Below are 13,065 nucleotides of genomic sequence, written 5' to 3'. Positions count from 1 at the left end.
TGATGCAGTTGTCGCGCGGGCATAATCTGGCCCGCACGTGTTATTGGAATTATGTTGCTCAGTGGCGTCCTGCTTGGCCGAATCTTGATCATTCAAGTCTTGCGGCGGGTGTAGGGCGGCACGACCCATAAGGGAAGAGAGACCATGCTCGAAAGTTGTCAGAATGCTCAGGAACGCTGGGGTGGAGTGCATCTGCTGATCGATCGCTGGTTGCAGGAGCGTCACGAACTGGTTCGGGCCTATGATGCTCTCGGCGCCAAGCCAGAAGCGCTGGGCGAGAACCGAAAGCCATTGCAGGAATTCTGCGGGGTCCTGGTTGATTACGTTTCGGCCGGGCATTTCGAAATCTACGAACAGCTGACCGGCGAAGCCAAGGCTTTTGGCGACACCCGTGGGCTGGAGTTGGCCGAGACGATTTACCCGCGTATTGATGTGATCACCGAGAAGCTGCTGGCGTTCAACGATCTCTGTGACGCTGGAAAGTGTGCCGCGGAAAAATTCAAAGAGTTGGGCGGTCTGTTGCACGAACGCTTCGAGCTGGAAGATTGCCTGATCGAAGTGCTGCACACGGCTCACAAAGAAGAGGCTCCGGCTCAAGCCTGAGTATTCGCTTACGCGAAAAAGATCATCAAAAAACGGTGCGCCATGCGCGCCGTTTTTTTGTTTGGGCCTTGACTCAGCCAGCGACGCCGAGCAACTCAATTTCGAACACCAGTGGAGTGTAGGGCGCAATCAAGTCACCCGCGCCGTCGGCGCCGTACGCCTGAACCGAAGGAATGACCAGCCGCCACTTCGCACCGGTGGGCATTTGCGGCAATGCGCTGCGCCATCCATTGATCACACTGTCGAGGCGAAACCACTGCGCCTGATCGTTCTGATCGAACACCGTGCCATCGGGCAGACGACCGATGTAGCGAACCTGGACGTTGCCATTCGGGCCCGCCTTTGGACCGGTGCCTGGAGTCAGTTCGGTCAGCAGTATTCCATCCGCCAATTCACGAACGCCTGGCCTGGCTTTTTCAGCTAAAAGAAAACGGCTCTCCGTTTCGAGGGCAATCTCACTGTGCGGCCGTGTGGATTTCTCTGCGGCCCGCTTCTCATGCTGGGCAAGAATCTGTTCGATTCGTTCATCTTTGAGTGCCAGCGGCTTGCCTTGATAAGCCTGTTGCAAACCTTCCAGCAACGCTTGAATTTGCAGATCGGGAATCTCCTGGCGCAAGCGTTCGCCGAGGCTGGCGCCAAGGCTGTAAGCGAGCTCGCGGGAGTCATTTTCCGTGGATTTTTCAGCGGCTTGAACCAAGGAAAAAAACAGCCACAACGATAAAAAAAGATAACGCGACATGGGCACGCTCCGGCCTGAGATGCGAGGGATTATGCCAGTGCGAATGCGTTGGTGGCTGCGCTGATTTCAGCGCCACGAAGAACATTTTCAATCTACTGCAACGTAGAGCTTTCGATACTGTCAACATGCCCTAGCGGCGGTAGCAGCAGAGGTCTAGTATGAGCCGCAATAACGTAAGCCAGGAGGTAAACCATGTCGGCCAATAAGAAGCCTGTAAATACTCCGTTGCATTTACTCCAACAGCTCTCGGGCAGCTTGCTCGAGCATTTGGAAAACGCCTGCTCCCAAGCCTTGGCTGATGCTGAAAAACTGCTCGCCAAGCTGGAAAAACAACGCGGAAAAGCGCAAGAAAAACTGCACAAGTCACGTACCAAATTGCAGGACGCTGCATCGGCCGGCAAAGCCAAGGCACAAGCCAAAGCCAAGGACGCAGTGAAGGAACTTGAAGAGCTGCTTGATGCACTCAAGGATCGTCAATCCGAAACCCGCAGCTACATTCTTCAACTTAAGCGCGATGCCCAGGAAAGCCTGAAACTGGCGCAAGGTGTTGGTCGAGTGAAAGAAGCTGTCGGCAAAGTGCTGACTCTGCGTTCCGCCAAACCTGCTGCTGCCCCGGCGAAAACGCCCGCGGCCAAACCGGTTGCTGCCAAAGCGCCGGCCAAACCAGCTGCCAAGGCTCCAGTCAAAGCAGCTGGCAAACCCGCTGCAAACCCGGCGGTGAAAAAACCAGTCGCTGCCAGCGCTGCCAAGCCCGCCGCTAAATCCACTGCTGCCAAACCCGCCGCTGCAAAACCGGCGGCCAAGCCTGCTGCTAAAACTGCTGCTGCCAAACCCGCAGCGGCGAAAGCGACGGCTGCCAAACCAGCAGCCAGAACTGCTGCCGCGAAACCTGCGACGGCCAAGCCAGCAGCCAAACCTGCCGCAGCTAAAACCGCTGCTGCAAAACCAGCGGCCAAACCTGCCGCGGCGAAATCAGTTGCCGCTAAAGCACCTGCCAAAGCCGCAGCAAAACCGGCAGCGAAACCTGCTGCAGCCAAACCGGCTACTTCGGCAGCCGCCAAACCGGCCGCAGCGAAACCCGCAGTCAAATCTGCTGCCAGGCCGGCAGCCAAACCCGCCGTGAAAAAGCCGGCTGCCGTCGCTAAACCAGCAGCGGCTGTTGTCGCGGCCAAGCCTGCGACTCCAGCGCCAGTAGCATCGCCGGCACCGACTGCGAGCACGCCTGCAGCGTCTTCAGTAACAACGCCAGCAGCCTCTGCGAGCAGCACCACCCCAACCAGCGCTTCCTAAGCTCCGGTTACCGCGACGTGCAGTTCATTCAGCGCGTCGCGGTTCAGGGTGGCAGCTTGCACCGCCACTCCTTCCAGCCAGGCTGGTAAATCCTTTACCCCCTCTTCTGGCCAGTCTCGTGCCGTCGTCTCCAGCCGCAATAACAGCTGTCGCTCCGCTTCGAGCTCCAGCGCCTTGACCTGTTCGCGCAGAATAGCCAGTTGTGCATCCTCAAGGGCCGCCGAACGCCATTGCTTGCGCAGTTGCCGCAGGGGTTGCACGACATCGTCATGCCAGGGGCCGGCCACCTGCTGCAGTTGCTGCAGGCGCTGGGCATTACAGGCCACGCCACGCTGGCCAAGCCAGACCGCGCACAACAGCAGGCAGACATTGACGCCCGCACTCTGCAGTTCCAGGCAGGCCCGTTCGACACCGGGTCGAGCGTAGGTCGTCAGGGTAGAGCTCCACAGGTCAGAGGACATATTCCTACTCGCGCCAGTTGCGAGCGAAGCTGGTAGACTCCGCCGCCATTATGATCCGACTTCAAAGCCTAACATTACAGCGTGGCCCGCAACGTCTGCTAGAAGACGCCGAGCTGACCCTGCACGCCGGTCACAAAGCCGGCCTGATCGGTGCCAACGGCGCCGGTAAATCCAGCCTGTTCGCCTTGCTCCAGGGGGAATTGACCCCTGACTCGGGCGACTGCTTCCTGCCGGCGGACTGGCGTATCGCCCATATGCGCCAGGAGGTCGATACCCTTGAACGGGTAGCGGTCGACTACGTGCTCGATGGCGACCTGCGACTGCGTCAGGTGCAGCAGCAGCTGGCGGACGCCGAAGCGGCCCATGACGGTGCCGCTCAGGCGCGCCTGCATGCCGAGCTCGATAGCGCCGACGGTTACACCGCCGATGCCCGGGCGCGCAAGCTGCTCGCCGGACTGGGGTTCACCAACGAGCAAATGGATCGCCAGGTCGGTGATTTCTCCGGTGGCTGGCGAATGCGCCTCAACCTGGCACAGGCACTGATGTGCCCGTCAGACCTGTTGTTGCTCGACGAACCGACCAACCACTTGGACCTCGACGCCATTCTGTGGCTCGAAGACTGGCTCAAGAGCTACCCCGGCACGTTGCTGCTGATCTCTCACGACCGCGACTTCCTCGACGCCGTGGTCGACCATGTGGCCCACGTCGAACAGCGCAAAATCACCCTCTATCGCGGTGGCTACAGTGCTTTCGAACGCGCTCGCGCCGAACGGTTGGCCCAGCAGCAGCAAGCCTACGAGAAGCAGCAGGCGCAGCGTGCGCACATGGAAAGCTACATTGCCCGCTTCAAGGCCCAGGCCACCAAGGCTCGTCAGGCCCAGAGCCGGATCAAGGCCCTGGAGCGCATGGAAGAGTTGTCGGCCGCCCACGTCGACTCGCCCTTTGATTTCGTGTTCCGCGAGTCGGCGAAGATCTCCAGTCCGTTGCTCGATCTCTCCGATGCCCGTTTGGGTTACGGCGAGAAGACCGTGCTGGAGAAGGTCAAGCTGCAATTGACTCCGGGTGCCCGGATCGGCCTGCTTGGTCCGAACGGCGCAGGCAAGTCGACGCTGATCAAGAACCTCTCCGGTGAGCTGGAGCCCTTGGCCGGTCGACTGGTGCGCGGTGAGAACCTGGTGGTCGGCTACTTTGCCCAGCACCAGTTGGACTCTCTCGATTCCAAGGCCAGCCCGCTGCTGCATTTGCAGCGTCTGGCGCCGACCGAGCGTGAGCAGACCCTGCGCGATTTCCTCGGTGGTTTCGACTTCCGTGGTGCGCGCATCGATGAGCCGGTGCTGAATTTTTCCGGTGGCGAGAAGGCCCGTCTGGCACTGGCATTGATCGCCTGGGGTCGGCCAAACCTGCTGTTGCTCGACGAACCGACCAACCACCTCGACCTGGAAATGCGCCTGGCGCTGACCATGGCCTTGCAGGAGTTCACCGGTGCGGTGCTGGTGGTTTCCCATGATCGGCACTTGCTGAAAAGCACCACCGATGAATTCTTGCTGGTTGCCGATGGCAAGGTTGAGGAATTCGACGGCGACCTGGAAGACTACGCCCGCTGGCTGGTTGACTATCGACTGCGCAATGCGCCGGTCAATAACTCGCCGGTCAATCCCGACAAAACCGACAAGAAGGCCCAGCGCCAGGCAGCCGCTGCATTGCGTCAGCAACTGGCGCCGCATAAGCGTGAAGCCGACAAGCTCGAAGTCGAGCTGGGCAAGCTCCACGAAAAACTCGCGAAAATCGAAACCAGCCTCGGCGACAGTGCGGTTTACGAAGCGGCCCGCAAGGATGAACTGCGCGAACTGCTGGCCGAACAGGCCCGGCTGAAAGTTCGTGAAGCCGAGCTGGAAGAGACCTGGATGGAAGCCCTGGAGCAACTCGAGAGCCTGCAGTCGGAGCTGGAGGCGCTGTCCTGATGGAGGCGTTCAAGCTGCCAATGTCTGCCGTGTGGATCGAGCCGCTGCTGTTTGTCGGGCAAATTCTGCTGATCCTGCTGGCCGGTTATCTGGCCCAGCGTTTCGTGGCCAGGGGCCTGACCCGCCTGGGTCAGCGCTATCCGTTCCCGCCGCAATTGCTGATGCCGCTGCGCGGTGGCTTGCGCTGGCTGATCATGGGCAGCGCGCTGATTTTTGTGCTGGAGCGCCTGGGCGTTTCTGCAACCGTGCTGTGGACGGCGTTGTCCGGGTTTGTCGCGGTAGCGGCAGTGGCGTTCTTCGCCATGTGGAGTGTGCTGTCCAACCTGCTCTGCGCGATTCTGATCTTCACTGTCGGGCCGTTCCGCCTGGGCGATGTGGTCGAGCTGGTGGACACCACCGACAAACCGGGCGTCAAAGGTCGGGTGGTGGCGATCAATCTGCTCTACACCACGTTGATCGAGTCCGCTGAGGCAGGCAACGGCAGCGCCATGGTACAAGTGCCGAACAGCCTGTTCTTCCAGCGCTCGGTCCGCCGCTGGCGCGGCAGTGATGTATTCCCGTTGAGCGCTAGCGAAAAACTGCCGGGCAGCTGATAACGCTGGTCGGCAGGGCTCAAGTCTTTCAAAAAATCGGTAGTCATTCGCCAGAAGGCGCATTAGTTTAGACGTCTGCAACGAGTCTGAGTGAGGTGTGCGATGGTGCTTGAAACATGGCTGGCGTTTTTTGCCGCCTGCTGGGTGATCAGTCTTTCTCCTGGTGCCGGCGCCATTGCGTCGATGTCCTGTGGTTTGCAGTACGGCTTCTGGCGCGGCTATTGGAACGCCCTGGGCCTGCAACTGGGTCTGGCGATGCAGATCGCGATTGTCGCCGCAGGTGTCGGGGCCATTCTCGCGGCTTCGTCCACGGCCTTCTATGCGATCAAGTGGTTCGGCGTGGCCTATCTGGTCTATCTGGCGGTCAAGCAATGGCGCGCGCTGCCCAGCGACCTGAATGACGACGCGGCCATCCGCCAGATCGGCAAGCCGCTGGCGCTGGTGTTTCGCGGGTTCCTGGTGAACGTCAGCAACCCCAAGGCGTTGGTGTTCATGCTCGCGGTATTGCCACAGTTCATCGACCCCCACGCGCCACTGGTGGCCCAGTACCTGATCCTCGGCGTGACCATGATCATCGTCGATCTGATCGTGATGGCGGGCTACACCGGGCTTGCTTCAAAGGTCCTGCGCCTGCTGCGTACACCGAAACAGCAGCGCCGCATGAACCGCACCTTTGCCGGTTTGTTCATTGGCGCGGCAGGGTTGCTGGCGACCATTCGCCGCTCAGCGGTTTAAGCGCAGCACTACTCCCTGCGGTCAATGCCGATCAACCGTAGCAGCCTTCGGCAGCTGCTACGGGGGCGTTCTCGTTACACATTTCGTACCTACCGAAAAACCTCTCCAAGCCTAGTGCGAGCGGGCATTGTGGGGCTATGTCCGACTCCTGCTGCCAGGTTTGAATGAACGACAACGCTTGAGCGAAACGCATTCGAAGTGAACAATGTGTTACTTCTTGTTTCCAATTGAGATTCGTTCATGAGTGCCTCGTCCCGTTTCCTGGCCTGGTTAGTGTTGCCGGTGTTTGCGTTATGCAGTTTCAATCTGCTGGCCGACACTGTGGAAGGCGCTCCCCAGGCGCTGCATTTGCTCGACTACATTGGTGCGGATTACCCGGCCTCGGTCCAGGCGGGCAAGGTTGTCGATTCCTCCGAGTACAGCGAACAGCTGGAATTTCTCGGTGTTCTGCAGGGGTTGATTGGCGGTTTGCCGGCCAAGCCTGAGCGGGCCGAGCTGGAGCAGGGTGTCAGCAGCCTGCGCGCCGCCATCACCGCTCGCCAGGACGGAGCGACGGTCGCCCGCCAGGCGCGGCAGTTGGGGGCGAAGCTGGCGGTGGCCTACGAGGTCAGCCAAGCGCCGATCATCACCCCGGACCCGACTCGCGGTGCGCCGCTCTACGCTCAGCATTGCTCGGTCTGCCACGGTGACAGCGGCGCGGGCGAGGGCCCGGCAGGCGTTGGTCTGACGCCGCCACCGGCCAACCTGCGCGATGCCTCACGCCTGGATCGCTTAAGCCTCTACGGGCTCTACAACACCCTTGGGCTGGGCGTTGAAGGCACGGACATGCCGTCTTTCGCCGATCAACTGGACGACCGTCAGCGCTGGGATCTGGCGACCTACATTGCCAGTTTCAGCGCCGCCCCGGTTACGGCAAAAAACCAGAAGACCTTCAACCTTGCCGACCTGGCCCGGCAAACCCCGGGTGAAGTGCTGGCCGCCGAAGGCCCTGAAGCCGCGGCTACCTTCCGTGCTCAACGGGCTCAGCCTCCACAGGTCAAGCGCGGCCCGGCTCAGTTGCTCGACTACACAGCGTCGACCCTGGACAAAAGCCTGGCAGCCTATCGCGCCGGCGAACACGAACAGGCGTATGACCTGTCGGTAGCGGCCTATCTGGAAGGCTTCGAGTTGGTCGAAAGCTCCCTGGACAACGTCGACGCCAACGTGCGCAAGGACACCGAGAAATCGCTGATGGCTTACCGTCAGTCGCTGCAGGACGGTTTGCCGGTAGCCCAGGTCGAGCAGCGTCTGGAAGCAGCGAAAGCCAGGTTGAAGCAATCTGCCGGCCTGTTGGGCAGCGATGGTTTGAGCTGGTCCCTGAGCTATATTTCCGGCCTGCTGATCCTGCTGCGCGAAGGCCTGGAAGCGATTCTGGTACTGGCGGCGATCCTGGCGTTTCTGCGTAACACCGGTCAGCAATCGGCAGTGCGCAGCGTCAACGTCGGCTGGGGTCTGGCGCTGGTGGCCGGTCTGGCGACCTGGGCGTTGGCGGCTTACGTGATCGATGTCAGCGGTGCCCAGCGTGAATTGCTGGAAGGTTGCACGGCGTTGTTCGCCAGCGTCATGGTGCTCTGGCTCGGCGTGTGGATGCACGACCGCCGTCATGCGGCGGCCTGGCAGAATTACATCAAGAGCAGCCTGGTCAGCGGCGGCGGGCGTTTCGGCTTTGCGATCCTGGCGTTCTTCTCGGTTTACCGCGAGTTGTTCGAAGTGATCCTGTTCTACGAAACCCTTTGGCTGCAGTCGGGCCCGGCGGGTCATAACGCCGTATTGGCCGGTGGTGCAACGGCGCTGGTGCTGTTGATCGGTCTGGCCTGGGTGATTTTGCGCGGCTCGGCGAAATTGCCACTGGCGCTGTTCTTCGGGATCAACGCCGCGCTGTTGTGCGCGCTGTCGGTGGTATTTGCCGGGCATGGGGTCAAAGCCTTGCAGGAAGCCGGGATCTTTGGCACCCGGCCGGTGGCGTTTTTTGACTTTGACTGGCTGGGGATCCACGCTGATGCCTATTCGCTGAGTGCTCAGGCCGTGGCGATTCTGGCGATCGTCGTGCTTTACAGCCGTAGTCGCATGGCAGAGAAGCGGCGGATGCGGGCGTCTTGATCGAATCCCGGTCGGTGTGATGGCGAAAAGATCGCAGGCTGCGCCAGCTCCTACATGGACCGCGTACACACGTTGTAGGGTGTGAACGACAATCCGTAGGAGCTGGCGCAGCCTGCGATCTTTTGATTTTTTTGAGGGCAACAAACCATGCGTGTCTGGATCGATGCCGATGCCTGCCCCAAGGCGGCGAAGGAGCAAGTGATCAAGTTTGCCTTGAAGCGCCAGTTCGAAGTGCTGCTAGTGGCGGGGCAGAGCCAGATCAAGCCGGGCTATGCCTGCGTAAAGTTGATCGTGGTGCCCAGTGGCCCGGATGCGGCCGATGACTATCTGGTTGAACACGCATTGCCCGGCGAACTGGTGATTTGCAGTGATGTGCCACTGGCCGATCGGCTGATCAAGAAGGGCGTCGCCGCCCTCGATCCACGTGGCAAGGAGTTCGACCCGCAGAACATGGGTGAGCGGCTGGCGGTGCGCAACCTGTTCACCGACCTGCGCGATCAGGGCCAGATGGGGGGCGGCCCGCCGCCCCATGGTGAGCGCGAGAAGCAGGCGTTCGCCAATTCGCTGGACCGGATCCTTACCCGGTTGATGCGTAACGCCTGAAAAGATCGCAGCCTGCGGCAGCTCCTACAGTCGAGCACGGTCGGCGTAGGAGCTGCCGAAGGCTGCGATCTTTTGATTTGCTTACACATCATTCTCGTGAGTCAGCTCCAGCACCCGATCGACCAGTTTGTTAATCCCTGAAGCCGCTTCGCTGATGGATTGCGCCAGCATGTAGGCCGGGGTGCTGACCAGTTTGCGTGCTTTGTCTTCGATGATGTCGCTCACGGCGCACTCTGCGTGGGTGGCGCCCATTTTGGTCATGGCTGCGGCGGTCTCGGCATCGTTGCCGATGGTGCAGGTCACGCCGGGGCCATAGATCTTGGCAGCCAGGGCTGGCGAAATGCAGATCAGCCCGACCGGTTTGCCGGCTTCGGCAAAGGCTTCCGTCAGGGCCAGGACTTCTGGCTGGATGCTGCAACCGGCGCCTTCGATGGCGAAGTTGGAGAGGTTTTTCGCCGAGCCGAAACCGCCGGGCACGATCAGCGCGTCGAAGTCGGATACGTCGGCTTCGCGAATATCCTTTACCTGGCCGCGGGCAATGCGCGCCGATTCGATCAGCACGTTGCGCGATTCAGGCATTTCTTCGCCCGTGAGGTGGTTGATCACGTGCAATTGCGCAATGTCAGGTGCAAAGCACTGCACTTGCGCGCCGCGCTGATCCAGGCGCAACAGGGTGATCACGCTTTCATGAATCTCGGCGCCGTCATAGACGCCACAGCCGGAAAGTATCACTGCAACTTTTTTACTCATGGTTTTTTCTCCAGGTTCATGGCGTTAAATGTCCACTAATTTGTCACTCGTTGCCATAGGGTTATTTCGCGAGTACACCTAATCTGCGGGTAAAGATTCTGATCAGGTCGCGTCATGAACTTCATCCTTTATGCAGTGCCGTTTTTCTTTGTGCTGATAGCCGTCGAGCTGTTGGCCGACCGGTGGCGGGGTGTGAGTAATTATCGCGTGGCGGATGCGATCAACAGCCTCAGTACCGGCGTGTTGTCGACCACCACCGGGCTGTTGACCAAAGGCGTCGGGCTGATCACCTACGCCTTCGCCCTGCAGCATCTGGCGCTGTTCGAGCTGCCGGCAGAGAGCGTCTGGGTCTGGGTGTTTGCCTTTGTCTTCTATGACTTCTGCTACTACTGGCTGCATCGCCTGGGGCATGAGCGCAACATCCTCTGGGCGGCGCACTCGGTGCATCATCAGAGCGAGGACTACAACCTGTCCACGGCGTTGCGCCAGACCAGTACCGGATTCCTGTTGAGCTGGATCTTCTACCTGCCCATGGCAGTATTCGGTGTGCCGTTGCTGGTGTTCGTCAGTGTCGCGGCACTGAACCTGTTGTATCAATTCTGGGTGCATACCCGGCACATACCCAAGCTCGGCTGGTTCGAATGGTTTTTCGTCACGCCGTCCAATCATCGAGCCCACCATGCACAGAATGCTCTCTACATGGATCGCAACTACGGCGGGGTGTTCATTATCTGGGACCGATTGTTCGGTTCATTCCAGGAAGAGGACGACAACGAGCCGGTCATTTTCGGTGTGACCACGCCGCTGGCGAGCTGGAACCCGTTGTGGGCCAATGTGCAGTTCTATGCGCAGTTGCTGAGCGATGCGCGTAGCACCGAACGCTGGAAGGACAAGCTGCGGATCTGGTTCATGCCAACTGGCTGGCGCCCGGCGGACGTGGCGGCGAGGTACCCGCTGAACAAGCCGGACCTGAGCCAGTTCCGCAAGTTCGAGGTGCCACTGGATGGGCGACAGCAGTGGTACGTCGCACTGCAGTTCACCGTCTATATCGCGCTTGGCAGCTACCTGATGAACCTGGCTGACAGTTTGCCAACGGCCGCACTGGTCTTGGGTTGGAGCGCCGTAGCGCTCGGTCTGTTTGTGCTGGGCGTGGCCCTGGAGAATCGCCCATGGGCGTTGAAGCTGGAGTTGTTGCGCCTGGCACTGAACGTACCGCTGGTATGGCTGGCGCCGTTGCTGGGGCTATGGCCGGCCAGCGCGGTGGGCTGGATCGGCCTGCTCAGTTACAGCCTGCTCAGTGGTATCGGTCTCTACTGCTGCAGAAGCCGACTCACTCGCCTGGCGTCGTAGGTTTGCTGGATTTGGCGTATTCGGCCTGTTCCTCTTCGTAGATCTTTTTCGCCAGTCGGGCATTCTTCAGGCGCCGGCGCAGCCACAGGCCGAAACCCAGCACCAGCAGCGCACCCAGTACCCATAGCTCGTACTTCTTGACGCTGCCGAGCATCCCTTCGAGCACCGCGCCAAAATGGTAAGCGGCGGCGGCCAGGGCGGTGGCCCAGATCGCGGCGCCAATCCCGTTGAGCAGCAGATAACGTCCCGGTGGATAGCCGGACAGACCGATCGCTACCGGCATTACCGTGCGCAGGCCATAGACGAAGCGAAAGCTCAGCACCCAGATATCCGGGTGCCTGCGGATATGCTCCAGCGCCCGATCGCCCATTAGTTGCCAGCGCGGTTTGCGCGCCAGCAATTTGCGGCCGTGCTTGCGCCCCAGGAAGTACCACAGCTGATCACCGGCATAACTGCCGAGAAAGGCCACGACCACCACCAGGTTGATATCCATGTATCCGCGGAACGCGAGGAAGCCTGCGAGCACCAGAATGGTTTCGCCTTCGAAGAACGTGCCGAGAAAGAGGGCGAAGTAGCCGAATTCCTGAAGAAGTTGTTGGAGCATTGTCTGGATGCTGGCGAAATGAACGCGCAGCCTAACCCTTCAGACACATTCAGGAAAGTATCCAAATGTGTCTCGACGTGAACATTTCCTACAAGGACAATGGCTGCGACTACCGGTCACAGGGGTAAGCACGACTGTAATGACTTAGTCATAATGTCGGCTTATAACTGTCACACTCGCCCGCCAGTGCGGGCTCAGGAGTCTGCCGTGAGCTTTACCCCCGCCAATCGTTTGTTCCCTGCAACCCGCCTGCGTCGCAACCGTCGTGATGATTTCTCGCGTCGTCTGGTGCGTGAAAACGTCCTGACTGTCGATGACCTGATCCTCCCGGTTTTTGTGCTGGACGGTGAGAACCGTCGCGAGGCAGTGGCTTCGATGCCGGGCGTCGAGCGCCTGACCATCGATTTGCTGCTCGAAGAAGCGGCGAAGTGGGTCGAGCTGGGGATTCCTGCGCTGGCACTGTTCCCGGTAACCCCGCCTGAACTCAAATCCCTCGACGCCGCCGAAGCCTGGAACCCGGACGGCATCGCCCAGCGTGCGACCCGTGCGCTGCGCGAGCGCTTCCCTGAACTGGGGGTGATCACCGACGTGGCACTGGACCCGTTCACCACTCACGGCCAGGACGGTATCCTCGACGAAGAAGGCTATGTGCAGAACGACATCACGGTCGACGCGCTGGTCAAGCAAGCGCTGTCCCATGCCGCTGCCGGTGCTCAGGTGGTGGCGCCGTCGGACATGATGGACGGCCGGATCCAGGCGATCCGCGAAGCCCTCGAACTGGCCGATCACGTCAACGTGCGGATCATGGCCTATTCGGCGAAGTACGCCAGCGCCTATTACGGACCGTTCCGCGACGCCGTTGGTTCTGCGCTGAATCTGGGCAAGGCCAACAAGGCTTCCTATCAAATGGACCCGGCCAACAGCAACGAAGCCCTGCATGAAGTGGCCGCCGACTTGTCAGAAGGCGCGGATATGGTCATGGTCAAGCCTGGCATGCCGTACCTGGACATCCTTTATCGGGTCAAAGAAGAATTTAAAGTGCCGACCTTTGTCTATCAGGTCAGCGGTGAATACGCCATGCACATGGCGGCAATCCAGAATGGCTGGCTGAGCGAAGGGGTTATTCTTGAATCCCTGACCGCTTTCAAGCGTGCAGGTGCTGATGGCATCCTGACCTACTTTGCCGTTCGTGCTGCTCAATTGTTACGAGAGCGAAAATAGCCCTCCCAGGAACACG

At 60.1% G+C, this 13,065-nt stretch carries 13 protein-coding genes; 9 read left to right on the top strand and 4 right to left on the bottom strand.

Annotated features, from left to right (window positions below; genetic code table 11):
* The first annotated feature begins 144 nt into the window (after positions 1–144).
* Entirely contained in the window at positions 145–603 is a 459-nt protein-coding gene (gene rsd, locus AC3IUA_RS29580; protein ID WP_489358316.1) for a sigma D regulator, read from the top strand.
* Between the two features lie 73 nt (positions 604–676).
* Here rsd and AC3IUA_RS29575 read toward each other — a convergent pair whose 3' ends face one another.
* Positions 677–1,342: an FKBP-type peptidyl-prolyl cis-trans isomerase gene (locus AC3IUA_RS29575; RefSeq protein WP_489358315.1), complete on the bottom strand. Its 666-nt coding sequence runs from the start codon at positions 1,340–1,342 to the stop codon at positions 677–679.
* 192 nt (positions 1,343–1,534) lie between these two features.
* Between AC3IUA_RS29575 and AC3IUA_RS29570 the strand changes: the two genes are divergently transcribed.
* Positions 1,535–2,632 carry an AlgP family protein gene (locus AC3IUA_RS29570; RefSeq protein WP_489358314.1) on the top strand — a complete coding sequence of 366 codons (1,098 nt, stop codon included), beginning with the start codon at positions 1,535–1,537 and terminating at the stop codon, positions 2,630–2,632.
* Here AC3IUA_RS29570 and AC3IUA_RS29565 read toward each other — a convergent pair.
* Positions 2,629–3,093 (bottom strand): TIGR02444 family protein, encoded by a 465-nt coding sequence (locus AC3IUA_RS29565; protein ID WP_489358313.1) that lies wholly within the window; start codon positions 3,091–3,093, stop codon positions 2,629–2,631. The two genes, AC3IUA_RS29570 and AC3IUA_RS29565, sit on opposite strands and share 4 nt — an antisense overlap.
* A gap of 50 nt (positions 3,094–3,143) precedes the next feature.
* On the opposite strand from AC3IUA_RS29565, the gene abc-f reads away from it, so the two are divergent.
* The 5 genes from abc-f (at position 3,144) to AC3IUA_RS29540 (ending at position 9,124) form a co-directional block, all read left to right on the top strand.
* Positions 3,144–5,054: a ribosomal protection-like ABC-F family protein gene (gene abc-f / locus AC3IUA_RS29560; protein WP_489358312.1), complete on the top strand. Its 1,911-nt coding sequence runs from the start codon at positions 3,144–3,146 to the stop codon at positions 5,052–5,054.
* Complete coding sequence (locus AC3IUA_RS29555) at positions 5,054–5,647, top strand: mechanosensitive ion channel domain-containing protein (protein ID WP_489358311.1); 594 nt, start codon at positions 5,054–5,056, stop codon at positions 5,645–5,647. The genes abc-f and AC3IUA_RS29555 overlap by 1 nt, the downstream gene beginning before the upstream one ends.
* 102 nt (positions 5,648–5,749) lie before the next feature.
* Entirely contained in the window at positions 5,750–6,382 is a 633-nt protein-coding gene (locus AC3IUA_RS29550) for a LysE family transporter (protein ID WP_489358310.1), read from the top strand.
* A 240-nt stretch (positions 6,383–6,622) separates the two neighbouring features.
* Positions 6,623–8,521 carry an FTR1 family protein gene (locus AC3IUA_RS29545; RefSeq protein WP_489358309.1) on the top strand — a complete coding sequence of 633 codons (1,899 nt, stop codon included), beginning with the start codon at positions 6,623–6,625 and terminating at the stop codon, positions 8,519–8,521.
* A gap of 147 nt (positions 8,522–8,668) precedes the next feature.
* Entirely contained in the window at positions 8,669–9,124 is a 456-nt protein-coding gene (locus tag AC3IUA_RS29540) for a YaiI/YqxD family protein (RefSeq protein ID WP_489358308.1), read from the top strand.
* 81 nt (positions 9,125–9,205) lie between these two features.
* Here AC3IUA_RS29540 and elbB read toward each other — a convergent pair whose 3' ends face one another.
* Positions 9,206–9,874: an isoprenoid biosynthesis glyoxalase ElbB gene (gene elbB / locus AC3IUA_RS29535; RefSeq protein WP_489358307.1), complete on the bottom strand. Its 669-nt coding sequence runs from the start codon at positions 9,872–9,874 to the stop codon at positions 9,206–9,208.
* A 114-nt stretch (positions 9,875–9,988) separates the two neighbouring features.
* On the opposite strand from elbB, the gene AC3IUA_RS29530 reads away from it, so the two are divergent.
* A complete protein-coding gene (locus AC3IUA_RS29530; protein WP_489358306.1) occupies positions 9,989–11,224 on the top strand; it encodes a sterol desaturase family protein in 1,236 nt (411 codons plus the stop codon).
* Here the strand turns inward: AC3IUA_RS29530 and AC3IUA_RS29525 are convergent.
* Complete coding sequence (locus tag AC3IUA_RS29525; protein WP_489358305.1) at positions 11,205–11,828, bottom strand: DedA family protein; 624 nt, start codon at positions 11,826–11,828, stop codon at positions 11,205–11,207. The two genes, AC3IUA_RS29530 and AC3IUA_RS29525, sit on opposite strands and share 20 nt — an antisense overlap.
* A gap of 207 nt (positions 11,829–12,035) precedes the next feature.
* Here AC3IUA_RS29525 and hemB point away from each other — a divergent pair, with 207 nt between their 5' ends.
* Positions 12,036–13,049: a porphobilinogen synthase gene (gene hemB / locus AC3IUA_RS29520; protein WP_489358304.1), complete on the top strand. Its 1,014-nt coding sequence runs from the start codon at positions 12,036–12,038 to the stop codon at positions 13,047–13,049.
* Positions 13,050–13,065: the final 16 nt, after the last annotated feature.

The organism is Pseudomonas sp. KH_050 (assembly GCF_057838875.1).
Note: the sequence above shows the minus strand (reverse complement) of the source record. Positions and strands in the feature narration are given on the sequence as shown.